The sequence below is a fragment of the Pseudomonas sp. CGJS7 genome (assembly GCF_036961695.1).
In genome coordinates, this window is the sequence record NZ_JBAMDI010000112.1 from 14908 (window position 1) to 37025 (window position 22118).

26 protein-coding genes are annotated in these 22118 nt (G+C 67.7%); 9 read left to right on the forward strand and 17 right to left on the reverse strand.

Features of this window, described 5'->3' with window-relative positions; translation table 11 throughout:
• Positions 1-30: 30 nt before the first annotated feature.
• Positions 31-2049, reverse strand: a complete 2019-nt coding sequence (locus V7787_RS40820; protein WP_336093289.1) for a M2 family metallopeptidase — start codon at positions 2047-2049, stop codon at positions 31-33.
• A gap of 608 nt (positions 2050-2657) precedes the next feature.
• Here V7787_RS40820 and V7787_RS40825 point away from each other — a divergent pair.
• Positions 2658-2951, forward strand: coding sequence for a hypothetical protein (locus tag V7787_RS40825; protein WP_336093291.1), 294 nt, complete (start codon positions 2658-2660; stop codon positions 2949-2951).
• A 229-nt stretch (positions 2952-3180) separates the two neighbouring features.
• On the opposite strand, the gene V7787_RS40830 is transcribed toward V7787_RS40825, so the two are convergent.
• The 5 genes from V7787_RS40830 to V7787_RS40850 all read right to left on the reverse strand — a co-directional run bounded on the left by V7787_RS40830 (position 3181) and on the right by V7787_RS40850 (position 6473).
• The gene (locus V7787_RS40830) at positions 3181-3654 is read right to left on the reverse strand and encodes a hypothetical protein (RefSeq protein ID WP_336093293.1); all 474 of its coding nucleotides are present in this window, start codon (positions 3652-3654) and stop codon (positions 3181-3183) included.
• 283 nt (positions 3655-3937) lie between these two features.
• Positions 3938-4207, reverse strand: coding sequence for a cell division topological specificity factor MinE (minE, locus tag V7787_RS40835; protein ID WP_336093294.1), 270 nt, complete (start codon positions 4205-4207; stop codon positions 3938-3940).
• A gap of 4 nt (positions 4208-4211) precedes the next feature.
• Complete coding sequence (minD, locus tag V7787_RS40840) at positions 4212-5021, reverse strand: septum site-determining protein MinD (protein WP_336093295.1); 810 nt, start codon at positions 5019-5021, stop codon at positions 4212-4214.
• A gap of 25 nt (positions 5022-5046) precedes the next feature.
• Complete coding sequence (gene minC, locus V7787_RS40845) at positions 5047-5862, reverse strand: septum site-determining protein MinC (RefSeq protein WP_336093296.1); 816 nt, start codon at positions 5860-5862, stop codon at positions 5047-5049.
• Positions 5859-6473, reverse strand: a complete 615-nt coding sequence (locus V7787_RS40850) for a GNAT family N-acetyltransferase (RefSeq protein ID WP_336093297.1) — start codon at positions 6471-6473, stop codon at positions 5859-5861. Before V7787_RS40850 ends, minC begins: the two co-directional genes overlap by 4 nt.
• A 141-nt stretch (positions 6474-6614) precedes the next feature.
• On the opposite strand from V7787_RS40850, the gene V7787_RS40855 reads away from it, so the two are divergent.
• The 5 genes from V7787_RS40855 (at position 6615) to V7787_RS40875 (ending at position 11437) form a co-directional block, all read left to right on the forward strand.
• The gene (locus V7787_RS40855) at positions 6615-7817 is read left to right on the forward strand and encodes a sensor histidine kinase (protein WP_336093298.1); all 1203 of its coding nucleotides are present in this window, start codon (positions 6615-6617) and stop codon (positions 7815-7817) included.
• Entirely contained in the window at positions 7814-8467 is a 654-nt protein-coding gene (locus V7787_RS40860; protein ID WP_336093299.1) for a response regulator transcription factor, read from the forward strand. The genes V7787_RS40855 and V7787_RS40860 overlap by 4 nt, the downstream gene beginning before the upstream one ends.
• A 619-nt stretch (positions 8468-9086) precedes the next feature.
• Positions 9087-10181 (forward strand): SRPBCC family protein, encoded by a 1095-nt coding sequence (locus V7787_RS40865; RefSeq protein WP_336093300.1) that lies wholly within the window; start codon positions 9087-9089, stop codon positions 10179-10181.
• Between the two features lie 168 nt (positions 10182-10349).
• Positions 10350-10745 carry a DUF423 domain-containing protein gene (locus V7787_RS40870; RefSeq protein ID WP_336093301.1) on the forward strand — a complete coding sequence of 132 codons (396 nt, stop codon included), beginning with the start codon at positions 10350-10352 and terminating at the stop codon, positions 10743-10745.
• 2 nt (positions 10746-10747) lie between these two features.
• Complete coding sequence (locus tag V7787_RS40875; protein WP_336093302.1) at positions 10748-11437, forward strand: DNA-3-methyladenine glycosylase family protein; 690 nt, start codon at positions 10748-10750, stop codon at positions 11435-11437.
• A gap of 22 nt (positions 11438-11459) precedes the next feature.
• Here V7787_RS40875 and V7787_RS40880 read toward each other — a convergent pair whose 3' ends face one another.
• The 8 genes from V7787_RS40880 to V7787_RS40915 form a co-directional block, all read right to left on the reverse strand.
• Positions 11460-12950: an FAD-binding oxidoreductase gene (locus V7787_RS40880; RefSeq protein ID WP_336093303.1), complete on the reverse strand. Its 1491-nt coding sequence runs from the start codon at positions 12948-12950 to the stop codon at positions 11460-11462.
• Positions 12951-13272: 322 nt separating this feature from the next.
• Entirely contained in the window at positions 13273-13638 is a 366-nt protein-coding gene (locus V7787_RS40885) for a hypothetical protein (RefSeq protein WP_336093304.1), read from the reverse strand.
• A gap of 46 nt (positions 13639-13684) precedes the next feature.
• A complete protein-coding gene (locus V7787_RS40890; RefSeq protein WP_336093305.1) occupies positions 13685-14488 on the reverse strand; it encodes a M15 family metallopeptidase in 804 nt (267 codons plus the stop codon).
• 58 nt (positions 14489-14546) lie between these two features.
• Complete coding sequence (locus V7787_RS40895) at positions 14547-14726, reverse strand: hypothetical protein (protein WP_336093307.1); 180 nt, start codon at positions 14724-14726, stop codon at positions 14547-14549.
• Positions 14723-14905 carry a hypothetical protein gene (locus V7787_RS40900; protein ID WP_336093308.1) on the reverse strand — a complete coding sequence of 61 codons (183 nt, stop codon included), beginning with the start codon at positions 14903-14905 and terminating at the stop codon, positions 14723-14725. Before V7787_RS40900 ends, V7787_RS40895 begins: the two co-directional genes overlap by 4 nt.
• Complete coding sequence (locus V7787_RS40905) at positions 14902-15291, reverse strand: hypothetical protein (RefSeq protein ID WP_336093309.1); 390 nt, start codon at positions 15289-15291, stop codon at positions 14902-14904. The genes V7787_RS40900 and V7787_RS40905 overlap by 4 nt, the downstream gene beginning before the upstream one ends.
• 10 nt (positions 15292-15301) lie before the next feature.
• Positions 15302-16165: an SPFH domain-containing protein gene (locus V7787_RS40910; protein WP_336093311.1), complete on the reverse strand. Its 864-nt coding sequence runs from the start codon at positions 16163-16165 to the stop codon at positions 15302-15304.
• Positions 16166-16383: 218 nt separating this feature from the next.
• Positions 16384-17391, reverse strand: coding sequence for a hypothetical protein (locus V7787_RS40915; RefSeq protein WP_336093313.1), 1008 nt, complete (start codon positions 17389-17391; stop codon positions 16384-16386).
• 102 nt (positions 17392-17493) lie between these two features.
• On the opposite strand from V7787_RS40915, the gene purT reads away from it, so the two are divergent.
• The 3 genes from purT (at position 17494) to V7787_RS40930 (ending at position 19580) form a co-directional block, all read left to right on the forward strand.
• Positions 17494-18693 (forward strand): formate-dependent phosphoribosylglycinamide formyltransferase, encoded by a 1200-nt coding sequence (gene purT, locus V7787_RS40920; protein ID WP_336093314.1) that lies wholly within the window; start codon positions 17494-17496, stop codon positions 18691-18693.
• A gap of 34 nt (positions 18694-18727) precedes the next feature.
• Complete coding sequence (locus V7787_RS40925; RefSeq protein ID WP_336093315.1) at positions 18728-19111, forward strand: hypothetical protein; 384 nt, start codon at positions 18728-18730, stop codon at positions 19109-19111.
• Positions 19112-19202: 91 nt separating this feature from the next.
• On the forward strand, positions 19203-19580 hold the full coding sequence (locus V7787_RS40930) for a hypothetical protein (RefSeq protein WP_336093316.1): 378 nt from the start codon (positions 19203-19205) through the stop codon (positions 19578-19580).
• Positions 19581-19711: 131 nt separating this feature from the next.
• Here V7787_RS40930 and V7787_RS40935 read toward each other — a convergent pair whose 3' ends face one another.
• The 3 genes from V7787_RS40935 to V7787_RS40945 form a co-directional block, all read right to left on the reverse strand.
• Entirely contained in the window at positions 19712-20134 is a 423-nt protein-coding gene (locus tag V7787_RS40935) for a hypothetical protein (protein ID WP_336093317.1), read from the reverse strand.
• A 32-nt stretch (positions 20135-20166) separates the two neighbouring features.
• Positions 20167-21414 (reverse strand): endonuclease/exonuclease/phosphatase family protein, encoded by a 1248-nt coding sequence (locus V7787_RS40940; RefSeq protein ID WP_336093318.1) that lies wholly within the window; start codon positions 21412-21414, stop codon positions 20167-20169.
• Positions 21415-21891: 477 nt separating this feature from the next.
• A partial coding sequence (locus V7787_RS40945; protein ID WP_336093319.1) for a hypothetical protein occupies positions 21892-22118 on the reverse strand: 227 nt, incomplete at its 5' end.

Sequence of the window (22118 nt, forward strand, 5' to 3'; positions counted from 1 at the left end):
TTCTCCGAACTGCAACGATGGGCCCGAACCTCAGCCCTTCGCGGGCTTGGCCGCTGCCGCCGGCTTGACCGGCGAACTCGGCGCCGCAGCGCCCGCCGCCGAGGCCTGCCAACCGCAGGTCTTGCCTTCGTTCTGCTGCTTCAGCCAGGTCTGCAACGGCGCGAAGTATTCCAGCACCGCCGAGGCGTCCATCTTCTCGCCGCCGGTGAGTTCCTTCATCGTCTGCTGCCACGGCTGGCTGGCGCCCTTGCTCAGCATCGCCTCGAACTTGGCGCCGGCGGCCTTGTTGCCGTAGAAGCTGCATTCGTACAGCGGGCCCTTGTAGCCGGCCGCGTCGCACAGCGACTTGTAGAACTGGAACTGCAGGATGTGCGAGAGGAAGTAGCGCGTGTACGGGGTGTTGCCCGGCACGTGGTACTTGGCGCCGGCGTCGAAGAACTCTTCGCCGCGCGCCTGCACCGGCGCCACGCCCTGGTACTTGGCCTTCAGTTCCCACCACGCCTTGTTGTAGGCGTCGGGCTTGATCGAACCGTCGAACACGCCCCAGCGCCAGCGGTCGATCATCAGACCGAACGGCAGGAACGAGACCTTCGCCAAGGCCATGCGCATCTGCGCGTTGATCAGCGCCTCGTTGCTCTGCTGCTGATTGCCGACCATGCCGATCGAGGCCAGGTACTTGGGCGTCATCGCCAGCACGATGGTGTCGCCGATGGCTTCGTGGAAGCCGTCGTGCGCGCCGGTCTGGAACAGCGGCGGCTGCTTGTTGTAGGCCAGGTAGTAATAGACGTGGCCGAGCTCGTGGTAGATCGTGGTGAAGTCTTCTTCGTTCGGCTTGATGCACATCTTGGTGCGCACGTCGCCGCTCATGTTCATGTCCCAGGCGCTGGCGTGGCAGACCACGTCGCGGTCGCGCGGCTTGATGAACTGGGTCTTGTTCCAATAGCTGTCGGGCAGCTTGGGCATGCCGAGCGAGACGTAGAAGTCCTGCGCGCGTTCGGTCATGCGCTTGGCGTTGGCCAGGTTGGCGTCGACTTCGGCCTGCGCCTGATCCAGTGGGCTGCGGTCTTCGCCGGCCTTGGCGTTCTGGGCGTCGAGGATCTGCTGGTACTGGCGGCTCAGCGCGCCGTTGATGTCCAGGCTGCCGGCCTGCTGTTCGCTGTACGGCGCCAGCACGTCCCACAGGTTGCCCCAGTCCTGCTGCCACATGTTGCCCAGCAGATGCGCCGGCAGCATGCCGCCGCCGGTCTGGCCCTTGTCGGCGCCGTACTTGGTTTCCAGGCGCGAGCGGGTGTAGCAGTGCAGTTGTTCGTACAGCGGCTTGACCTGGCCCCACAGGCGGTCGGTTTCGGCGGCCAGTTCGGTCGGGCTCATGTCGTAACCCGAACGCCACAGCTCGCCGGTGTCGGCGTAGCCCAGGTTCTTGGCGCCTTCGTTGACCAGTTCGACGAAGCGCGTGTAGTCCTTGCGCATCGGCTTGGAAATGGTGTGCCAGCCCTTCCAGGCGTCGAGCTGGGCGTCGTAGTCGCGGCTGTTGCGCAGCACGTCTTCCAGATCGCCGAGCTGACGGCAGTCGGTGTCGCCAGGGCCGCTGCAGTAGCTGCCCGAGCCGTACATGCCTTCCATGCGCGTGGCGATCTGGGTCAGTTCGGCCAGCTTGGCCGGATCTTTCGGCGCCGGCATCGCGGTGCCGATCTTCAGCAACTGGATCGCGCGCGCGCTGGCCGGCGACATCTGCTGGCCTTCGAACTTCTTCGATTGTTCGATCCAGCTGTTGAGCTGGGTCAGGTAACGCTCGTTGGCCTTGGCCGAGAGCAACTGGCTGTCGTCGTTGATGTAGGTCGACGACAACCACTGCGCGGCGGTCATCTCCGGATACATCTTCTTGTATTCATCGTTGACGCGAGCGATGAACTGATCCGCGGTCTCGCCTTCCGGCGCGGCGGCCGGGGCGCTGGTGCTCGGGGAGGGGGTGGGTTCCTTTTTGCAGCCGGCCAGGCCGATCACGGCCGCAGCGACGCCGAGCGCCAATAAGGCGCGGACAGGTTTCATGTGTGTTCTCTCCGGAATAGTGCCGCGCTTTGCGCGCGAGCCAGAAGGCTAGAGGCCGTCCGGGCCGGGCGCAAGCCGCACTGCGGTAGTGGCGGGGTCGCCAGCCGCTCGCGGTCGGGTCTGGATGAGATTTTGCGCAGATCCGGCACATCGGCGGACCTGAAAACGGTTACTCGAACCGCCGCGATTGGCCCAATTTGGCCTATTCAGGTGATTGGTCTCGGCAGAAGCGTCGTGTCCGTCGCGAAATGAAGTAAATATTTAGTTATGTGTAATCGGTTAGATTGTTAATTTTTAGGTAATCGCATTACGTGTGCGCAACACAGACCCGGTTCCTGACTGGTTCGTTCAGCAAGCGAAACAGCACCTCCCGGGCGGGTTCCGACTGGTGTCACAAAAAGGGATTTGATTTGTGACGCCAAAACGGAAAAAGTGACGTCCAAGGGCAGCCGTTCATCGGTTGTCCGGCCAGGGCGGGGCAGGCCCTTGGTATCGGTCTTGGCTGCAATGGATACGGCATGAAATCAACAACGCGGACCGCGGGCGGCAAATTGCACACGGCCACATTGGCATCACTGCCGCTGCGCGGCCGGGAAGGCGGGGCGTGTTTGTTCACCGCCGACCTGAGCTGGGCACGAGAGCGCGAGCCGGCACCCGCGCAGCGCCGTTTGCGTGCCGACCATCTCATCCGCGTGGCCCTGTTCGCCTTGCTGGCGATGGCGGCGGTCGGGGTGGTGCTGATCAACGGTCCGGCCGATGCCGGCCCCAATCGCAGCGGCGCCTCGGCGCTGCCCGACCCGATCAGCGAGGCCGAAGTCGAAGTCGATCGCGCCGTTGCGGTGCCCGTCGCGGCGTCGCGGGCGGCGTATGCCGTACAAGAACGTAGGCAGGCCGCGCGCTGACGCGCGCGCCGCCACAGGTACTCGGTGGGGGTAAGCGCCTGGATGGCGCATCAGGGGAAGGGAAGCAACAGCAGTGCCAGTCGGGACCGGTTATGGGGATAGCCGCGACCGCGTTGTTTGAATGGCGTCGGCGCCAGGGATGGCGTCGGTGACCGCTCCCGAAGACTCTCGCGCCGGGATTTGAAGATTGCGTCGATTGCGCGCCGATCGCGCGCGCAGAGGCCAACGACTACGTCAGCAGTGTCCGCTCCGGCAACTTCACCAGCCCATGATCGGCCAGCCACTGCCACGAGGTCTCCGCGTCCTGTTCGACGTACGCGCGCGCCGAGCCGAGCCGGAAGCTGTAACCCCATTGATCCATGTCGGCCAGGATGCGCTCGCGCCCGGCGCCCGGGATCTCGTCGCCCAGTAGCGATTGCAGCACGCACACCGCGTCTTCTTCCTCGATCGAATCGGTGGCGTCGGTATGCACCAGCGCGCGCCGTTCCGGCGGCAGCACGATCAGGTGGCAGGCTTCGTGCAGCAGCGAATGCACCGGCGTATCGCCGCGGGCGTAAACGGTGCTGCCGATCAGGCCGGCCTCGCATTCGCCCCAGTAGCTGCCCGGGATCGCTTCGCCGTCGGCCACGCGCTCAAGACGCAGGTCGTAGCGCGCCAGCAGGGCGGCGACGTCTTCGAAGGCGATGTCGGACAGGGTGAGCATGGTGCGGAGCTGTATGGGTAGAAATGGCCTGGGCCACGATCGATCGTGGAGGTGAGATGCTGCGAATGATTTCGAAGACGCGAAACGCCACGAAACTATCGCGTTCGGGATTGCACGTGAGCCGTAGCGATCCGCCGTTGGCGTGGAAGGGCTTCGGCTGGTGCGCTTGCGTACACCTCTGCGGTTGGTCGCGGCTCGCGACCGAAGGAAATCCCCGTGGGACGTCGCTCCTACAGGGAAATACGCGACAACCGCCGCGGCCGGGAGGTCGGCTGCGTAGCGATCAAGCCTGCGCCGGATTCGGCGCTTCCGGCAGCGCGACGGAAATGTCGAGCACCTTGTTGTCGCCTTCGCCGATCAAATCGACCTTGACCGATTCGGCGTCGACGTTGACGTACTTGCGGATCACTTCGAGCAGCTCGCGCTGCAGCATCGGCAAGTAGTCCGGGCCGCCGCCGCGGCCGGCGCGCTCGTGCGCGACGATGATGCGCAGGCGTTCCTTGGCGACGTTGGCGGTGGGTTTCTTGGCCAGCAAGAAGTCGAACAGACCCATAAGCTCAGCCTCCGAACAGCTTGGTGAAGAAGCCCTTCTTTTCCACTTGGGTGAAGCGCATCGGACGGGTGTCGCCGAGCAGGCGGGCGACGGCGTCGTCGTAAGCCTGAGCAGCGTCGGATTCGGTTTCCAGGATCACCGGCTCGCCCTTGTTGGAGGCGTTGAGCACGTCGCCGGATTCGGGGATCACGCCGATGGTCTTCAGGCCGAGGATTTCCTCGACGTCGCCGATGCTGAGCATTTCCTGGTCTTCGACCCGCTTGGGGCTGTAGCGGGTCAGCAGCAGGTGCTCCTTGACCCGCTCGCCGTTCTCGGCGCGGCGGGTCTTGGACGACAGCAGGCCCAGGATGCGGTCGGAGTCGCGCACCGAGGAGACTTCCGGGTTGACCACCACCACCGCCTGGTCGGCGAAGTACATGGCCAGGAACGCGCCCTTTTCGATGCCCGCCGGCGAGTCGCAGACGATGTAGTCGAAACCTTCCGCGGCCAGGTCCTCAAGCACCTTCTGCACGCCTTCCTTGGTCAGCGCGTCTTTGTCGCGCGTTTGCGAGGCGGCCAGGATGTGCAGGTTCTCGAAACGCTTGTCCTTGATCAGCGCCTGCTTGAGGTTGGCTTCGCCGTTGACCACGTTGACGAAGTCGTACACCACGCGGCGCTCGCAGCCCATGATCAGGTCGAGGTTGCGCAGGCCGACGTCGAAGTCGATGACCGCGACCTTGTGGCCGCGACGGGCGAGACCGCAGGACAGGCTGGCGCTGGTCGTCGTTTTACCGACGCCGCCCTTGCCCGAAGTGACAACAATGATCTCGGTCAAAATACGTTCCTCCGTTCGTGCGGCGTCAATCCAGCGCCGCAATCTTGATTTGTTCGTCTTCCAGCCAGATTTGCACGGCCTTGCCGCGCAACTCCTTCGGTATGTCTTCGAGCACTTTGTAATGACCCGCGATCGCCACCAACTCGGCGAAGAACTCGCGGCAGAAAATCCGCGCCTTGGTGTTGCCCTGGGCGCCGGCCAGCGCGCGTCCGCGCAACGGGCCGTAAATGTGCACCGAGCCGTCGGCGATGACCTCGGCGCCGGCGCCGACCGTGGTCAGTACGGTCAGGTCGCGGTTGTCGGCGTAAATCTGTTGGCCCGAGCGGACCGGGGTGGACTGGATCAGGCCAACCGAAGGGGATGCGGCCGCAGCCGCTGCGGGCGCTGCCGAGCGCGACGCGCGGGCCGGTTCGGCCGCTGCCGCGACCGGCGCCGCCGCTTCGCGCTTGACCGCCGCGGCCGGCGTCGCCGCCGCTACCGGTTCGGCCGCGCCTTCGCCGCGCTCATACGAAGCCCGGAACTTGGCCAGCAGCGGCAACCCCAGCGCCTGCGACAGACGCTCGGTCTCGCTGGTGCCGTAGGCCAGCGCCACCGGCAGCACGCCGGCCGCGCGCAAACCTTCCAGCAGCGCCTGCGCGGTGGCCGCGTCGGGCGTCTGGCTCAGGCCGCCGAAATCGATCACCACCGCGGCGCGGCCGAACATGTTCGGCGCGCGCTGCACGCGGCTGCGCATTTCTTCGGTCAGACGCTGAACGTCGAGGGTGCGGATGCGCAGGTTGGCGATGCCGACCTGGCCGATTTTGAGTTCGCCGGCCTGTTCGTAATCCACGGCCACGCTCACGGGCAGGTCCCGGTCGGGCGCGGCGCATCGGCTTCGATGCGCGCCACCGGCACCCGCGGCCGGGTCAGCCAGTCGGCTTCGGGCAGGGCCTCGCCGTAGGTGTCGCGCACCCACGGGTAGCTGCACAGCGGCTTCATCAGCATCGCCGCGCGCACGCCGGCCTCGTCCATCAGGTGCTGGCCGACCTCGCGGAAGCCGAAGCTGCCGTGAAACAGCAGCGCCGGATCGTTGCCGCCTTCCAGAAACACCTCGCAGGCCAACTGCGGATAGCGCAGCTCGGCGTAGCTTTGGGCGTCGGCGTAAAACGCGCGGCCGACGCCGCCGCCGCGACGGCGGCTGGCGACGACGATGCGGTCGATATAGAAAAAGTCCGGATAGCGCTCAAGAAACCAGCGGAAATTGCTGCTGTCGTGATCGCTGCCGGCGCCCATGCCGATCAGGAAGCCGGCCAGGGTGCCATCGCGCTCGGCGACGCGGAAATACTCGGCGGTGTCGAAAAAATGACGCAGACGGGCAGCATCCAGCGGCAGGATCGCGGGTCCGGCGGCGTTGTTGAGGGCAAGGACGGAATCCAGCTCGTGCTCACGCACGTCGCGGACGACGATCGACATTCCAGGCTCCAGGTATTCAAAAACCGGCACGCGTTCCGTGCCGGCGTCCCGATTATCGCACGGGCGTCCGTCCGCGGCGAACGCCAAGTGCATGACTTCTGGACGGCTCGGCCCGGATGCCTGTGCCGTTAGCATGCATTCATGCTGGCACGCCTGACTCCCACCCAATTGATGCGGTTCGCCGGTTTGTTCACCTGGGCCATGGCGGCCTGCTGGCTGCTGAGCCTGTGGCTGGAGCCCGAACTGGCCTCATCGCTGCCGGGCGTTTCCGAACAGGGCTTCATCCTGGTGATCGCCCGCTGGATGGCGGTTCACCTGATCTTCGGCCTGGTCTATTGGTGGATCAGCCGGGGGCTGGGTCAGCGCCGGCCGGGGCCGGAAGACCATGCCCTGCTGCTGGTATTGACGGCCTGCGCGATCGGTAGCGGCTATTACTCCAACACCGGTATCGGCAGCATCCTGCTGATGGTCGTGGCCGGGCTGCTGCCGTGGTTGCTGCCGCTGCGGGTCGGGGTGGCCTGGCTGGTCCTGAGCAATCTGTCGATCATCCCGGTGTTCGTGATCGCCATCCGCCAGCCGCCGCTGCTGGCCATTGTCCAGTCGCTGGCTTATGCCGGCTTCTCCAGCCTGGTCTTCGTCAGTTCGCTGGTGGCCATGCAGCAGGCCCAGGCACGCGAGGAACAGCGCCGGCTCAACGCCGAACTGCGCGCGACCCGGGCGCTGCTGGCCGAAAGCGCCCGGATCAACGAGCGCACCCGGATCTCGCGCGAACTGCACGATTTGCTGGGCCACCACCTGACCGCGCTGAGCCTGAACCTGGAAGTGGCCGGGCATTTGTCCGAGGGCCGGGTCAAGGAACATGTGCAGCAAGCGCATACTCTGGCCAGGCTGCTGCTCACCGACGTACGCGAGGCGGTCAGCCAATTGCGCGAGAACGGCGCCATCGACCTGTCGCTGGCGCTGCGCCCGCTGGCCGAAAACGTACCGGCGCTGGACATCCGCATGGACATCGAAACGCCCCTGACATTGGACGATCCCGAGCGCGCCCACGTGCTGCTGCGCTGCACCCAGGAGATCGTCACCAACGCCGTGCGCCACGCCGGCGCGCAGCACTTGTGGATCGACGTGCGCCGCAACGGCGAACAGATCGTCATGAGCGCGCGCGACGACGGCCGCGGCGCCGATCATCTGGTCGCCGGCAACGGCTTGCGCGGTATGCGCGAGCGGTTGCAGCAGTACGGCGGCCACCTGCGCATCGAAACCCGGGCCGAGGCCGGCTTCAGCCTGCACCTGACTTTGCCCGTCACCGCGGCCGCGATGGTCCGCGAAGGAGCTTTGACATGACGTCCACCCCCATCCGCGTGTTGCTAGTCGACGACCAGACCCTGGTCCGGCAGGGCGTGCGTTCGCTGCTCGCCTTGGCCGAAGGCATCGAGGTCGTCGGCGAGGCCAGCGACGGCAAGCAGGCGGTCGACATCATCCCGACCCTGCGCCCGGACGTGGTCCTGATGGACATGCGCATGCCGGTGATGTCGGGCCTGGAAGCGCTGCAGGCGCTGGCCCGCTCGGGCTACCTGCCGCCGACCATCATCCTGACCACCTTCGACGACGACCAACTGGTCCTGGCCGGGCTCAAGGCCGGGGCCAAGGGCTATCTGCTCAAGGACGTGTCGCTGGAGCAACTGGTCGGCGCGATCCAGACCGTGGCCGAGGGCGGCTCGCTGGTCCAGCCGGCGATGACCCAGCGGCTGCTGTCGGGCCTGGAGCACATGCGCAACGACTTCGTCAGCCTGGACCGGCCCGACCCGTTGACCGAGCGCGAAACCGAGATCCTGCGGCTGATGGCCGGCGGCTTTTCCAACAAGGAAATCGCCAATTCCCTGGGCGTGGCCGAGGGCACGATCAAGAACCACGTGTCCAACATCCTGTCCAAGCTGGGGGTGCGCGACCGCACTCGCGCGGTGTTGAAGGCGTTCGAGTTGCAGTTGGTCTGAGCGGAGTTTTGCCGGGTTGGCGACCGTGGAAGCAGGGCGTGGCGCTGTTTTCGTCGTAGTCGAGGTGTCGCGGTCGCGGCTTGCGCCGCTCCTACAGGGGGCGGCCGAGGGGCGAGCGGGCCCCTGGCCCGTCCGATGCGAAAGCAGGGCGCAGCGACTGTAGGAGCGGCGTCCCACGGGATTTCCTGCGGTCACAAGCCGCGACCGCGGACTGGCCACTCGCGCCGCTACTTTCGTCGTAGTCCGGATGCCGCGGCCAAGGCCCGCGGCCGAACGAAATCCCTTGCAACGCCGCTCCGCAGGGGCTCAAGGCAACCGCATCCGAGGCCGCCGACGCGACGCGCCCGGCGCCCGCGAGCGCCCGATCCGCCGCATTCGCATGCGTCCGGTGCCTTCGCCACTTGTCCGGATTTGCGCTTCCGCGTCGGCGCGCGCTTGCCGATGCGCGCGCGAGCCGGCAAAAAGCCGTCAAGTTCAAGGCTTTTCGCGGCCAAACCCGGATCGCGGCGGCTTCGGCGATTTTTCTTGGCTGTGACGGCTGCCCTTGCCGGGATTTATCTTGCTACGATTGTGGGTCTGCGCCCCTGGCCCGCTCTGGGCCCGGCCCTGGAGAACCTGAATGACCCGTCTGATCGAGATTCTGATTTCCCTGGCGATCGTCGCCGCGCTGTTCCTGATCGTCGGCATCGCGCTGCCGGCGAGCCGCCATCTGTCGCACTCGGTTGAGACCAACCGCAAGCTGACCATCGTGTTCGATACGTTGAACAGCCTGCGTCGCTTCAAGGAATGGAATCCGCTCGCGCTCCGCGATCCCGCCATGGAGATCAAGCTCGTCGGCAAGGACGAGGGCGTCGGCGCCCGCCTGGAGTACTCCTCCAATGAGCGCGGCCTGGGCAAGGGCAGCTGGGAAATCGTCAAGAGCGAGCCGGGCAAGCTGGTGGGCTACAAGATCAGCAACCCGGAGCGCGGCGACAACAAGCGCACCGAGTTCACCTTCAAGCCGACCGGCCGCAACAACCGCAACGTCGCCATCACCCAGACCTACGACGTCGATTACGGCTGGAACCTGCTCGGCCGCTACTCGGGCCTGTACGTCAGCAGCAACGTCGGCGAAGACATGAAGATGGGCCTGGCCCGCCTGAGCAACCTGCTCGCGACCGTGCCCAACTACGACTACTCCAAGCTGTCCGAGTCCGACCCGGCCAACGCGCCCAAGGTCGCCGACCGTCCGGCCGAGAACGTGCTCAGCGTGACCGCCGCGGTCGAGCGCAACAACGACAAGATCAAGGGCCAGATCCACTCCAACATGGAATGGATCAACAAGGTCATCGCCGCCAACGGTCTGGAAGCGGTCGGTCCGATCCGCATCGTGACCAACGAGTTCGGTTCGGAGATCTACTCCTTCGACGTGGTCCAGGTCGTGCGCAAGGTCGGCGACACCAGCACCGGCGATGCCACCAAGCTCGACATCAAGATCGAAGGCGCGGGCAACCCGGTCAAGGCCGAGCTGCTGCCGGCGTCCAAGGTCGCCGTGGCGTCCAGCGGCGGCCACAATTTCGCCGCGCTGCCGCCGGTGCGCGACGCCGTCCGCGCCTGGGCGCTGACCCGCGGTTACACCACCACCGATCGCCCGTACGAAGCCTGGAAGGCCGGCATCGACCCGAGCTTCGACCCGGCCCTGGGCCAGTTCGACGTGTACTGGCCGATCAAGTAAGCCTTTGCCACATCGCGACGCCGCCACCGCGGCGTCGCCAGCAACACCCACGCGCCGCGGTTATCCGCGGCGCGTTTTTTTTGGCCGCAGTTGCGCATTCGCGATGTCGGATTCGCGGGCCGCAGGCGGCGACGCTCGGCGGCGGGTGCGGGCTGATATCGTTAGCGCATGAACCTTTCCGCTTCTTCCAGCCAGAGCGCTGGGCCCGTGGCGACCGCGTGGTCGCTGCGCGCATTGATCGCCGCCGGCGCGGTACTGGCCGCGTTCGCGGTGGCGCTGTCGGCCTACGCCGCGCACCTGGCCGACGCGCATTCGCAATCGCGCCTGCAGACCGCGGCGGTGTTCGCCTTCGGCCACGGCGTCGCGCTGGCGGCGTTGGCGCCGCTGGCGCGGCGCGCGCTGACCCGGATCGCGCTGTTCGCGCTGCTGATCGGCGTGGCGGTGTTCTCCGGCGGCCTGGCGGCCGCGCATTTCTTCGCCACCTCCACCGGCTTGCTGCCTTACGGCGGCAGCCTGTTGATCCTGGCGTGGCTGGTCTACGCCGTCGACGCCTTGAGGCGCTGAGCGTGCCGCGCCACGTCCGCGGCTTCGATGCGCAGCTCGCGCACGAGCACCTGAGCCGCCGCGACCGCAAGCTCGGCGCGTGGATGAAGAAGGTCGACGCGTTGGAGAACGGCCCGATCCGGACCGATCCGCGCTGGCGGCAACGCTTCGATCCGGTCGACGCGCTGGCGCGGGCGATCTTGTTCCAGCAGCTCAGCGGCAAGGCCGCCTCGACCATCGTCGGCCGGGTCGAGGCCGCGATCGGCAGCGCGCGCCTGCACTGCGACACCTTGGGCGTTTGCGACGACGCGACCCTGCGCGGATGCGGCGTGTCGGGCAACAAGCTGCTGGCGCTGCGCGATCTGGCGGCGCGCGAGGCGCGCGGCGAGATTCCCGATCTGCGCCGGATGGCGCACATGGACAACGACGCGATCATCGCCGCGCTGGTGCCGATCCGCGGCATCGGCCGCTGGACGGTGGAGATGATGCTGATGTTCCGCCTGGGCCGGCCGGACATCTTGCCGGTCGACGATCTGGGCATCCGCAAGGGCGCGCAGCGGGTGGACAAGCTCGAGGCCATGCCGGCGCCGAAGGCGCTGGCCGAGATCGGCGAGCGTTGGGGGCCGTACCGCAGTTACGCGAGTCTGTACCTGTGGCGGATCGCCGATATCGCCGACGGGCCCAAGCCGAAGGTCAATCGCTCGCAGGACTGACCGGCGCCGAACCGCTGCCCGCTCAGCCGGGCAGGTACTTGTCCCACAGCCGATTGCGGAAGCGCCGCTGCGGATCGATCCCGCGTTTGAGCTCGGCGAACCGGGTCGCGCCCGGATAGCCGCGCAGGAACTGTTCGCGCGTGGCGTGCAGCCGATACGGCAGATAGTGGCGGCCGCCGTGATCGAGCGCGGCGTCGATCAGCCGCCGCGTCCATTGCCCGGCGACCGCGTCGGCGCGCAGGCCGCTGCGTTGCTTGTGGTACAGCACGAACGAGAACACCTGCGTCGGCGACCAGCTCAACAGCGATTGCGTATCGGCCGGCGCGTGCCGGATCGAAACGTTAAGCGCATGCACTTCGTTGTCGCGCAGCAGCTTGGCCATGACCCGCGCGAACGCGGCGAACGCCGGAACCGGGATGAAGTACTCCTGCAGCAGGTAGGTCGAGTAGCGGCGCGTGCTCGGCTCCAGCGAGGCGATGTCGAGGCTGGCTTCGCGGTTGCGCCAGACCACTTCGCGTTCGCGCAGCAGTTCTTCCACCGAATAGCGCTCGCGCAGCCACGGCCCCACCGGCAGCTCCGACGCGGTCCAGATCAGCTTGCGGTCGCGGCGGTAGTCGCCGCCGCGCGGCACCAGCCGTTCGGCGCGGGTCAGCGGTTCCTCGCAGCGGGTCCAGGTGACCGCGACCGGCGCGTCGAACCGCGGCGGCAGCAAGTCGGCGTTGTGCAGCACGCTGGCCGGGTCGGCATGCACGCGTTCGACGAACCAGGCCGGATAGTCGTCCAGCGCCACTCGCTCGGCGCGGCGGGCGATGCGGTGATTGGCGCTGAGATCGAACTCGGCTTCGCTGACCACGCCCAGACCGCCGTAGCCGCCGACCACGGCGCGGAACAACTCGGGTTGCGACTCGCGGCTGAGTTCGTGCGCGCGGCCTTCGCCGTCGATCAACTGCAGCGCGCGCAGGCTGTGGATCAGGCTGCCCTTGCCGACATAGCGGCCGTGGCAGTTGACCGAGATCGAGCCGCCGATGCTGAAGTTGCCGTAGCTCTGCATGATCGACACCGCCAGGCCGTGCGGATCGATGTGTTCCTGCAGTTCCCGCCACGACATGCCCGCCTGCACGCGCACGCGCCGGCGCGCCGGATCGAGCGCGACCAGCCGGTTCAGCCCGCGCATGTCCAAGTGCAACGAACCTTCGCAACCGATCTGCCCGCCCATGCTGCAACGCGCGCCGCCGATGGAGACCGCGCCGCGGCTGCGGGCGAGGGCGGCGGCGACGGCGGCGACCGTGGCCGGGCGCACCACACTGCCGGCGCGGGTCGATTCGATCCGGCTGATGTCGTCGATCCAGCGTTCGTCGTCGGCGTTGGTTTGCTCGCGGGCGCAGGCGCCGGCGGCGAGCGCGCCGGTGGCGAGCAGGCCTTGCAGCACGCGGCGGCGCGCGCGATCGACGCCGTCGCTTTGCGAGTCGAGCGGGTGTGGGGAAAGCGAATCGGTCGAATCGTGGGCGTCCATGGCCAGGCTCGGGAAAGTAGAGGGCGCGGTCAACTCGGCGCGTCGGGCTGCGCAGCGCTCAGCGGCAGCCAGGCGGGTTGCTGGGTCGAAGGATGCAAAGGTTCTGGATCGGCAGCCGGTCGACGCGACGAAAGGGCGGGACATTCTGCGCGGCGCCCGGCCGCAACCACGGCATGCTCATCGACAGCTCCTTGAGCGGATCGGTGTATCGAGGGTCTCGAACGATCCCGCCTGCTCCCGCGGCGGTGATTCTTTGTAATCCGCGCCGACCCAACGCGGGCTGAGCGAAACCCATCGCCGCCGCATCGCGCGGCCGCCGCGCTTATCGCGCCGGCGGTATCTCATCGAAGGAGAAATACACCGCCTTGCCGTGCTCGCGCGCGATCGCCACCATTTCGTCGGCGCCGGCCGAAGCGCCGCCGATACGCAGGCAGCCATCGCAATGCGCGACCAGTCGGCGCGAGATCGGGTGAAAGATTTCGTCGAACACCGCATCGCCGATGCCGCTGGAGCCGGCGTGTTCGATCAGCGGCAGCGCATACCATTCGCCGAGCACCGGCAAATGGCCGGCGCGGAACAGGGCCAGCGCGGTGTCGGTCATCGCCGCGACGTTGGCGGCGATCTTGGCGGGGTCGTCGCCGGTGCCGGAGCGGTAGGGGCCGGCGACCAGAATCATCAAGCTGCTCATGCGGTCGAGTCCTTTCGGGTGGAGCAGTGCAGGCGCGGCGGCCGGATCAAACCGCGGCGTAGCGCCAATGCCAGGGTTCGTAAACGATGCCGTGCGGGTTGTCGCGCGGATAACTCATGACGAAGCCGTAGCCGCCGGCGCGCTCGCGCAGCCAGGCGAACGCGGCGGTGGCTTCGAAGGATTCTTCGGCCGGCGGCTCGCCGGGCGTGCCGATGTCCAGAGCCAGGCCGCTGTGGTGTTCGCTGTAGCCCGGCGCGGCGTTGACGGTGAGGATTTCCTCGACGCTTTGCCCGCGCGCGAGTTTGCGTTCGAAGATGCCCAGTTGGTAATCGTGGCTGCGATAACCCGATATCGCATCGAGCACCACGTCCTCGCGCAGCGCGGCATCGCGCAGATGGGTCCAGGCGCGCGCCGCGGCCGGATGCAGCCACAGCGGGCGGCGGTAGCGGTCGAAACCGGCCAGGCTCAGGCGGTCGGGTTCGGCGATCAGTTCCAGGCCGGTGCGCGCTTGATAACCGGGCGCGTCCAGGCCGAGACCGGCGAGGCGTTCTTCGAGCCGGTCCAGCGGCAGTTGCCCGACCCGGACCAAGCCTTCGCGGCGGTACTCGACGATGCAATCCAATGCGTCCAGCGCCGCGTCGATGCCGTCCTCGCGCATCAGCCGGTACACCAGCGGCAACAGCCCCTCGGGCAGATCGGCGGCGAGGAAACGGCCGTCGCGCTTGCGCCGCAGCACATGCCGAGCGCGGGCCAGGGCGCGCGCGTCGTGGTTGCTGCGCGCGCGCAGCAGGCCGCCCGGCCAGAGTTCGATCTGTGGCGTGTTGATCAACAAGGTGCCGGGGCCGCGCATGCACGCAGGTTAGCGGTTGCGGCGCGGGCGTGCCAGGGCGCGTGCGCTAACGAATCGTTTACGCCGGCTGCTTGAAGTACAGGCGGGTGCCGAGAATGGCCGGGTCGTGTTCGACCGCGACCAGTTCCCAGCCCTGCGCGGCGCGCAGGTCGAGTTCGGTCTGGATGCGTTCGCGCATCGGCGCCTCGAACAGCTGATAGGTCAGTTCGGTGACGTGATGTTTCCACTGCGGGCTCATGCGTCTTCCTCGGGCGTCGGGGGATCCTGGCGCGGCAGCCGGCCGCTCTTGCGCAGGGCGTCGCGCAGGACATATTCGATCTGGGCGTTGAGCGAACGCAACTCATCGTCGGCCCAGCGCTGCGCGGCGGCGAGCACGTCGGCGCTGATCCGCAGCGGATAGGCTTTCTTCTCGCTCACCGGCGCCGATTCCGTGGGTCGCGGTTGCCGTCGGCATCGGGCGGCGCGTCGCGATAGTCGCGGCGCGCCTTGGCCGCGGCGACGATCAGCGCCACCGCCAAGCCGTTGACCGCCAGCAGCAGGGCGACGCTGACGCCGATGATGCGGGTCTGATCGCCGGCGGCCCAGTAATAGCCCAGCGCCGACAGCAGCAAGGCGATGGCGACCAGCGCCAACAGCCGCGCCAGCCGCGCCGCGGTGGCGGCCGGATCGCGCAGGCGCGAGGCGTCCAGGCCGTTGACCAGGTGCAGGTTGCCGCGCGCGACCAGCACCGCGGCGACCAGGATCGGAACGGCGCTGATCACCATCGCGCCGGGCAGGATGAACGCGTGGAGTGCGGCGGCCATGCGTGCGCGCTCAGTACAAGGTGCCGGCGTTGACGATCGGCTGGGTGCTGCGGTCGCCGCACAGCACCACCAGCAGATTGCTGACCATCTGCGCCTTGCGCTCTTCGTCCAGCTGGACCACACCGTTTTTCTGCAACTCGGCCAGGGCCATTTCGACCATGCCGACCGCGCCGGCGACGATCCGGGTGCGCGCGGCGATCACCGCGTTGGCCTGCTGGCGCTGCAGCATGGCGTGGGCGATTTCGGCGGCGTAGGCGAGGTGGCTGATGCGCGCGTCGACCACGTTGATGCCGGCGTCGGCCAGGCGCTCTTGCAGCTCTTGCTTGAGGTGCAGCGAGATTTCGTTGGCGTGGCTGCGCAGCGACAGCTGGCCGTCTTCGTGCTGGTCGTAGGGATAGCTGGTGGCCATCGCCCGCAGCGCCGATTCGGACTGGATGTGGACGAAGGTTTCGTAGTCGTCGACGTTGTAGACCGCTTCGGCCGAATCGACCACCTGCCAGACGATCACCGCGGCGATTTCGATCGGGCTGCCGTCGAGTTCGTTGACCTTGAGCTTGCCGCTTTCGAAGTTGCGCACGCGCTGGCTGACCTTGCGCTTGGCGTAGAGCGGGTTGTTCCAGCGCAGGCCGTTGTCCTTGACCGTGCCGACGTACTTGCCGAACAGGCTCAGCACCGCGGCCTGGTTGGGCTCGATCTTGTACAGCCCGGCCAGGACGCAGAACACGCCCGCGCCGAGCAGCACCGACAGCAGCACGCCCAGGCCGTGGCCGGCGTCGACGCCGCCGAAGAACCCGAACGCGGCCAGCGCGCCGGCGGCGATGCAGCCCAGCAGGACCGGGATGCCCGGGAGGGATTGGGTGGGGTTCTCTTTCATGGCGGCTCGTCCTTGGGGTTCTGGCTATAGTGATATCAGATTGATATCAGATATGCACGCCGTTTGTCGGGTCGGGGCGTTGGGTGGGGCGGTTGCGCCGTGGTTGCGATGTCGCGGTCGCGGCTTGCGCCGCTCCTACAGGTAGCCCAGATCGTCCCGAAGCCCCTGTAGGAGCGGTGCAAGCCGCGACCGCGGGGCGGCCGATCGCGTCGCCAGCCTCACGGGGCGATTTGGTACAGCGGCGCCGGAATGAACTCGCCGGTCGCGTACAGGCTGCGTCCGTCGGCGGCCCAGCCCAGGGCTTCGGCCTGCGGCAGCCAGGGCAGGTCGCGCACCCGCGGGGTGCCGGCGACCGCTTGCGCCCAGCTCTGGTCGGGCTGGCGCGGGTACAGCAGCAGATAGCGGTAGGTCATCACCGCCAGGGTGTTGCCGTCGGGGGCGATATCGGCGGCGGTGATCTGGCCCTGAAGCCGCGCCCGGGTCGGATTGTTCTTGCGCAGTTCCGGGTCGGGCTGCGGCACGCCGGCCAGTTCGCCGAGCTTGGTCGCCGTCTGCAGCGCGTTGCCGGCCGGCATCAGCGGCAGCGAGAACAGTTCCGGCGGTTGCCGTTTCTTGGAAATCAGTAGCACTTGCTTGCGCGCCACATCGACCGCCACCGCCTCGCAGTCGCGCGCGCCGTCGGGCCAGCGGAACGCGATCGACCAGGCCGGCTTGAGCCGCGCGTTCTCGATCCGCTCGGGCTCTTCGACGATGTGCAGTTGCAGGCTGCGGCGCAGGCCGCCGTTGTCGCCGGTGTCGGCGATCAGCAAGTAGTGGCGGCCGTCGAGGTCGAAGGCGGCGATGTCTTCCCAGTCGGTCTTGGTCACCCCTTCGATGCGCAAGGTCGCCAGGCGGTCGCCGTTGGCGGCCACCGCGAACAAGCGCTCCGGGTTGCCGCCGTCGTCGTGCATCCACAGCACGCCCGGATGCCGGCGCGACGCCGCCAGCCCGCTGATTTCCGACAACTGCGGGTCCAGCAGCATGCCGCTGAGCTGGCTGGTGCCGGGCTCGGGCGGACCGGACCGGTGCGAACACGACACCACCGCGATCCCGCCCAGCAGCGCCGCGGCCAACGCCGCGATGCCCAGCGCCCGCCAACGCCACGGCCGTTGCGCCGGCGCTGCGCGCTCGCGGTCGGGCGGGGCTGAAGCGGCACTGGAAGGGTGCCGTGCGGGGGAGGAGGGCATGCCCACAGCATCGCATGCGGCCGTGGCCGGCCATAGCCCGCGGCCGCGGGTCGGCGCGGGAAAGTTAGACTAGGCTCATCCCCACGCTTCGAGGTTGCACGCATGATCACGCTCGGCACGCCGCTGTCTCCACACGCTTTGCGCGTGCTTCTGCTCGGCTCGGGCGAATTGGGCAAAGAGGTGGCGATCGAGCTGCAGCGCTTCGGCGTGGAGGTGATCGCCGCCGACCGTTACGCCGATGCGCCGGCGATGCAGGTCGCCCACCGCAGCCACGTGCTGGACATGCTCGACGGCCAGGCGGTGCGCGCGTTGATCGCGGCCGAGCGGCCGAACCTGATCGTGCCGGAGATCGAGGCCATCCACACCCAGACCCTGGTCGAGCTGGAACGCGAGTTCGCCGAGCGCGGCAGCGCCACCCGGGTGATCCCGACCGCGCGCGCCGCACGCCTGACCATGGACCGCGAAGGCATCCGCCGGCTGGCCGCGGAGACGCTGAATCTGCCGGTCTCGCCGTACCGCTTCGTCGACACCGTCGAGGATTACCGCACCGCCGTGGCCGAACTCGGCCTGCCGTGCGTGATCAAGCCGGTGATGTCGTCCTCGGGCAAGGGCCAGAGCCTGGTGCGCAATCCCGGCGACATCGACAAGGCCTGGGACTACGCCCAGACCGGCGGCCGCGCCGGCGCCGGCCGGGTCATCGTCGAAGGCTTCATCGACTTCGATTACGAAATCACCCTGCTGACCGTGCGCCACGCCGGCGGCACCACCTTCTGCGCGCCGATCGGCCATCTGCAGCGCGACGGCGATTACCGCGAGAGCTGGCAGCCGCAGGCGATGAGCCCGGTCGCGCTGGCCCGCTCGCAGGAGATCGCGCGCACCATCACCGACGATCTGGGCGGCTTCGGCGTGTTCGGGGTGGAGTTGTTCGTCAAGGGCGACGAAGTCTGGTTCAGCGAAGTTTCGCCGCGCCCGCACGACACCGGCCTGGTGACGCTGATCTCGCAGGACTTGAGCGAATTCGCCCTGCACGCGCGGGCGATTCTCGGCCTGCCGATTCCGACCATCCGCGAACACGGCGCCGCCGCTTCGTGCGCGGTGCTGGCGCAGGGCCACGGCGTGCCGGTGTTCTCCGGCGTCGACGCGGCCCTGGGCCAGACCGACACCCAACTGCGTCTGTTCGGCAAGCCGCGGGTGGAAGGGCAGCGCCGGGTCGCGGTGACCCTGGCCTTGGCCGCGGACGTCGATCAAGCCCGCGCCAAGGCGCGCGACGCGGCGGCGCAATTGCAGATCGAACTGCGCTGAGCGACGCCAGCCACTGGACCCATTGGGAGCGACGATGAACGAAACACAGGGGTATGCGGTTTTCTTCTTCCCGCAGGCGCTGGAAGTGCTGGGCGAAGCGATCCGTCCGTATCTGCTCGACGGCCCGGCCGGCGCGCACGTGCTGTGCAAGGAAATCGACACCGGCGGCGCGTTCACCGAGATGACCTTGGAAGGACGGACCTCGGACGGGCGCGATCTGTCGCTGGAGCTGATGGTGCCGGGCAGCATGGTGCGGATGATCGTTTCGGCGCACGGCGAAGGCGCGTTTGGGTTTGGGCCGCGGGTGGTTAAGGCGGCGAGCGCGAAGGCGGCGGCTGTCACGAGTGCGGCGCCGGCTGTCGCGCCGACGCCCGCGGACGCGCCTGCGCCGGTCGTGGCAAGCAAAAAGCCGGAGTGATCCGGGTTTGAACGACAGGGCGGCGATGGGCGCCGCCCGAAGCCGATCCATTGCGATTGCGCCGCTTGCGGCGCGCACACGGAACCGTGCAATGAGCGAGCACATCGATAGCCAGATCGCCGACACCGTCGTGTTGTACCGCCCGGTCGGCCCCGCCGAACTGGCGTTGCTGCGCGAGAGCGGGTTCAAACGCTGGCCGCCGCGGCTGCCCGAGCAGCCGATCTTCTACCCGGTCACCAACGAACGCTACGCGGCCGAAATCGCCGAACGCTGGAACGTCAAAGACAGCGGCTACGGCGCGGTGACCCGCTTTCGCGTGTGCGCCGATTTCATGGCCCGCTATCGGATCGAAAAGGTCGGTGGCGCGCATCACACCGAGTGGTGGATTCCGGCCGAAGAACTGGAAGCGCTGAACGATCGGATCGTGGGGACGATCGAAGTCATTCGGGAATTCGGCGAGGCACGTTGATTCGGGATTCGGATCGCGTCCGCGCATCGATGCTCGGGAGGACGCCTCTCGATCCAGCCGTCGTCGATTTGGCGCGAGAGCTCGCCGCCGACCGCGACAAATCGTTCTCGCTCATGCTGCCGCGCTTCCAATCAAGTTCCAGCGCCGAGATTGTTGGGGCCGGGCAGAGAATCGCAATCTGCTAAACCGGGCGCGGGGCCGCCGCTGTTGTCGCGGGCGAAACCGCATTCGTGCCCGCAGCGGCCGCCGACTTTCTCCACGTCCGGACTGGACAGGCAGGTGACGCGGCAGTCGTCGCCCGGCGTGCAGCGGGCGGAGAGTTTCTCGATTTGGCAGCGCTCCCGCTCCGACAGCGCCCGCCGCGGCGGCGCCTTGCAGGCCTGGTAGCGGCTGAGGTCGCCCACATCCGGAGGCGGCGGTGGCGGTGGCGGCTCGGCCAGGACCGGTCGCGCCGGCGTGGCGTCGGCGCTTGGCCGGTCCGCGTCGGGCGCTGCGCAGGCGGTCGCGGCGAGCATAAGCAGCGCGGCAACGCATGCATCGCGCAAACGATTCATCGCTTATCCCCCGTCATGCGTCTGGCCGCGAATCAGTTCGCCAAATCCACCCACACCAAATGGTGATCGCTGGCTTCGGAAATCTTCGCATCGTCCGTCCCGGCCTTCGGCCAGAACACGCCGGTCTCGCGCACCTGCCAGCCGCGCGAGGGCAGCACGTAGTCCAGACGCAAGGTACCGGCCTTGGGACCGAAATCGCCGGTGTGTTGGGCGATGTCGCCCTTGCGCGGGAAGCCGTAGAACTTGGCCCGTTCGGCCGCGCCTTCGCTGTGCGGTACGTGGCTGGCGTCGACGCGCGGGTGATCGAGCAGTTGCTTGATCGAGCCCGGTACGCCGTCGCCGTCGACGGGATCTGCGTTCATGTCGCCGACGATGACGAAGCGCGCATCGTTAGCCAAACCGCCGCAGCGGCCTTGGTCGTCGCACAGCCAGGCCGGCGTGCCGCCGTCGAGATAGCGAGCCCACAGGCCGATCTCATCGAAGTTGCGCGCGCCGTTGCGGTCCTCCGGGCCATCGAACACCGGCGGGGTCGGGTGCGCGGCGAGGAAGTGCAGCACGCCCAGTGGCGTGCGCACCGGAACGTCCCAATGCGATTTCGACGACAGCCGCATTTGCGGCCAAACGCTCGCCGCGTACCACGGTTTGCCGGTGTTGGGATCGCGCGGTTGGCGCGCGCCGGGCAGGTTGGCCCAGCGCAAGGTCTGGAAGGTGCGCACCGCGGCGGTGTCGATCGGGTAGCGCGACAGGACCAGCATCCCGTATTGGCCCGGATGCAGGCCGTAGCCCCAGGCATCGTTGCCGCGTGCGCGGTCGCCGCGTTGGGCGTCGCCGGATTGGCCGTCGCCGTCCAGATCCAGGCCGCTGGGCACGCCGGTGTTGACCGGTGCGAGGTAACGGTAGGGATAACGCAGCGCCTCGCCGCCGCCGGGTTGAGCGACTTCCAGGTAATCGCGTTGGAACAACTCGGCCGCGCGTTGTTGCGCGTCGTAGTCGAACTCGTTGAGCAGCACCAGGTCCGGCCGCACTCGCTGCAGGACCGCGGCGATCTTGCGCGCGTTGTCGTCGCCGGCTTGCAGGCGGCGGATCAAGCCGCCGTCGGCTTCGTCGTAGAGCGAGGTGTTGTAGGTCGCCACGCGCAGCGGTGCGTCGGTAGCGCCGGCGGCGGTGTCGTTCTGGGTTTTCGCCCAGGCTTTGGGGTCGCCGTGTACGTTCACTTGCGTGCAGGCCGCGAGCAGGGCTGCGGCCAGGATGGCGCAGCGGGACAGATAGGATTTCGACATGGGCGGATGATCGCATGGGCGGGTGGGGGCTTCGTGACAAAACGTCACGGCGGAAGCGCGCGCGCTTCTGCTGTTCCCCCCTTTGAAAAAGGGGGGTAGGGGGATTTGCTTTGGCTGTGGAGAAACACCGCGGCTCGGGGTAATCCCCCGCGCTGTAGTTGCGTCTATGGCTTCGTACTTGCGCCGGGCGCTCGCCCCCTTTTGCAAAGGGGGCGATGTTTTTTGCTGTTCCCCCCTTTGAAAAAGGGGGGTAGGGGGGATTTGCTTTGGCTGTGGAGAAGCACCGCGGCTTGGAGTAATCCCCCGCGCTGTAGTTGCGTTTATGGCTTCGTGCCGGCGCCGGGCGCTCGCCCCCTTTTGCAAAGGGGGCGCCGTTTTCTTTTGCGTGTCTGCAAAACGACGACGCCCCGGCTTGCCGGGGCGTCGAATGCTACGAACTCGCTGGCGGCGATCTAGCCGCCCACGGGTCCGACGCGATTACAGCGTGCAGCCGAACGCGGCGTACTGAGCCTTGCTCTGCTCCAGCGCGGTCTTGCACGCGTTGGCCAGCGCTTCCTTGCCCTGCGGGGTGGAAGCGGCCTGCGCCCAGGCGCTGCGGCTCTGGTCGAGGCTGGCCTGGAACGCAGCGCGCTGCGCTTCGGGCACCTTGGCGGTCAAGCAGGCGTTGACCTTGGACAGGTAGTCGTCGCACTCGGCCACGCCGA

Bases quoted from the DNA above. Each gene is read 5' to 3' on its own strand.
- V7787_RS40820 (WP_336093289.1), bottom strand. From the start codon at position 2,049: ATGAAACCTGTCCGCGCCTTATTGGCGCTCGGCGTCGCTGCGGCCGTG.
- V7787_RS40830 (WP_336093293.1), bottom strand. From the start codon at position 3,654: ATGCTCACCCTGTCCGACATCGCCTTCGAAGACGTCGCCGCCCTGCTG.
- minE (WP_336093294.1), bottom strand. From the start codon at position 4,207: ATGGGTCTGTTCGACTTCTTGCTGGCCAAGAAACCCACCGCCAACGTC.
- V7787_RS40850 (WP_336093297.1), bottom strand. From the start codon at position 6,473: ATGTCGATCGTCGTCCGCGACGTGCGTGAGCACGAGCTGGATTCCGTC.
- V7787_RS40855 (WP_336093298.1), top strand. From the start codon at position 6,615: ATGCTGGCACGCCTGACTCCCACCCAATTGATGCGGTTCGCCGGTTTG.
- V7787_RS40860 (WP_336093299.1), top strand. From the start codon at position 7,814: ATGACGTCCACCCCCATCCGCGTGTTGCTAGTCGACGACCAGACCCTG.
- V7787_RS40865 (WP_336093300.1), top strand. From the start codon at position 9,087: ATGACCCGTCTGATCGAGATTCTGATTTCCCTGGCGATCGTCGCCGCG.
- V7787_RS40870 (WP_336093301.1), top strand. From the start codon at position 10,350: ATGAACCTTTCCGCTTCTTCCAGCCAGAGCGCTGGGCCCGTGGCGACC.
- V7787_RS40880 (WP_336093303.1), bottom strand. From the start codon at position 12,950: ATGGACGCCCACGATTCGACCGATTCGCTTTCCCCACACCCGCTCGAC.
- V7787_RS40885 (WP_336093304.1), bottom strand. From the start codon at position 13,638: ATGAGCAGCTTGATGATTCTGGTCGCCGGCCCCTACCGCTCCGGCACC.
- V7787_RS40890 (WP_336093305.1), bottom strand. From the start codon at position 14,488: ATGCGCGGCCCCGGCACCTTGTTGATCAACACGCCACAGATCGAACTC.
- V7787_RS40895 (WP_336093307.1), bottom strand. From the start codon at position 14,726: ATGAGCCCGCAGTGGAAACATCACGTCACCGAACTGACCTATCAGCTG.
- V7787_RS40905 (WP_336093309.1), bottom strand. From the start codon at position 15,291: ATGGCCGCCGCACTCCACGCGTTCATCCTGCCCGGCGCGATGGTGATC.
- V7787_RS40910 (WP_336093311.1), bottom strand. From the start codon at position 16,165: ATGAAAGAGAACCCCACCCAATCCCTCCCGGGCATCCCGGTCCTGCTG.
- V7787_RS40915 (WP_336093313.1), bottom strand. From the start codon at position 17,391: ATGCCCTCCTCCCCCGCACGGCACCCTTCCAGTGCCGCTTCAGCCCCG.
- purT (WP_336093314.1), top strand. From the start codon at position 17,494: ATGATCACGCTCGGCACGCCGCTGTCTCCACACGCTTTGCGCGTGCTT.
- V7787_RS40925 (WP_336093315.1), top strand. From the start codon at position 18,728: ATGAACGAAACACAGGGGTATGCGGTTTTCTTCTTCCCGCAGGCGCTG.
- V7787_RS40930 (WP_336093316.1), top strand. From the start codon at position 19,203: ATGAGCGAGCACATCGATAGCCAGATCGCCGACACCGTCGTGTTGTAC.
- V7787_RS40935 (WP_336093317.1), bottom strand. From the start codon at position 20,134: ATGAATCGTTTGCGCGATGCATGCGTTGCCGCGCTGCTTATGCTCGCC.
- V7787_RS40940 (WP_336093318.1), bottom strand. From the start codon at position 21,414: ATGTCGAAATCCTATCTGTCCCGCTGCGCCATCCTGGCCGCAGCCCTG.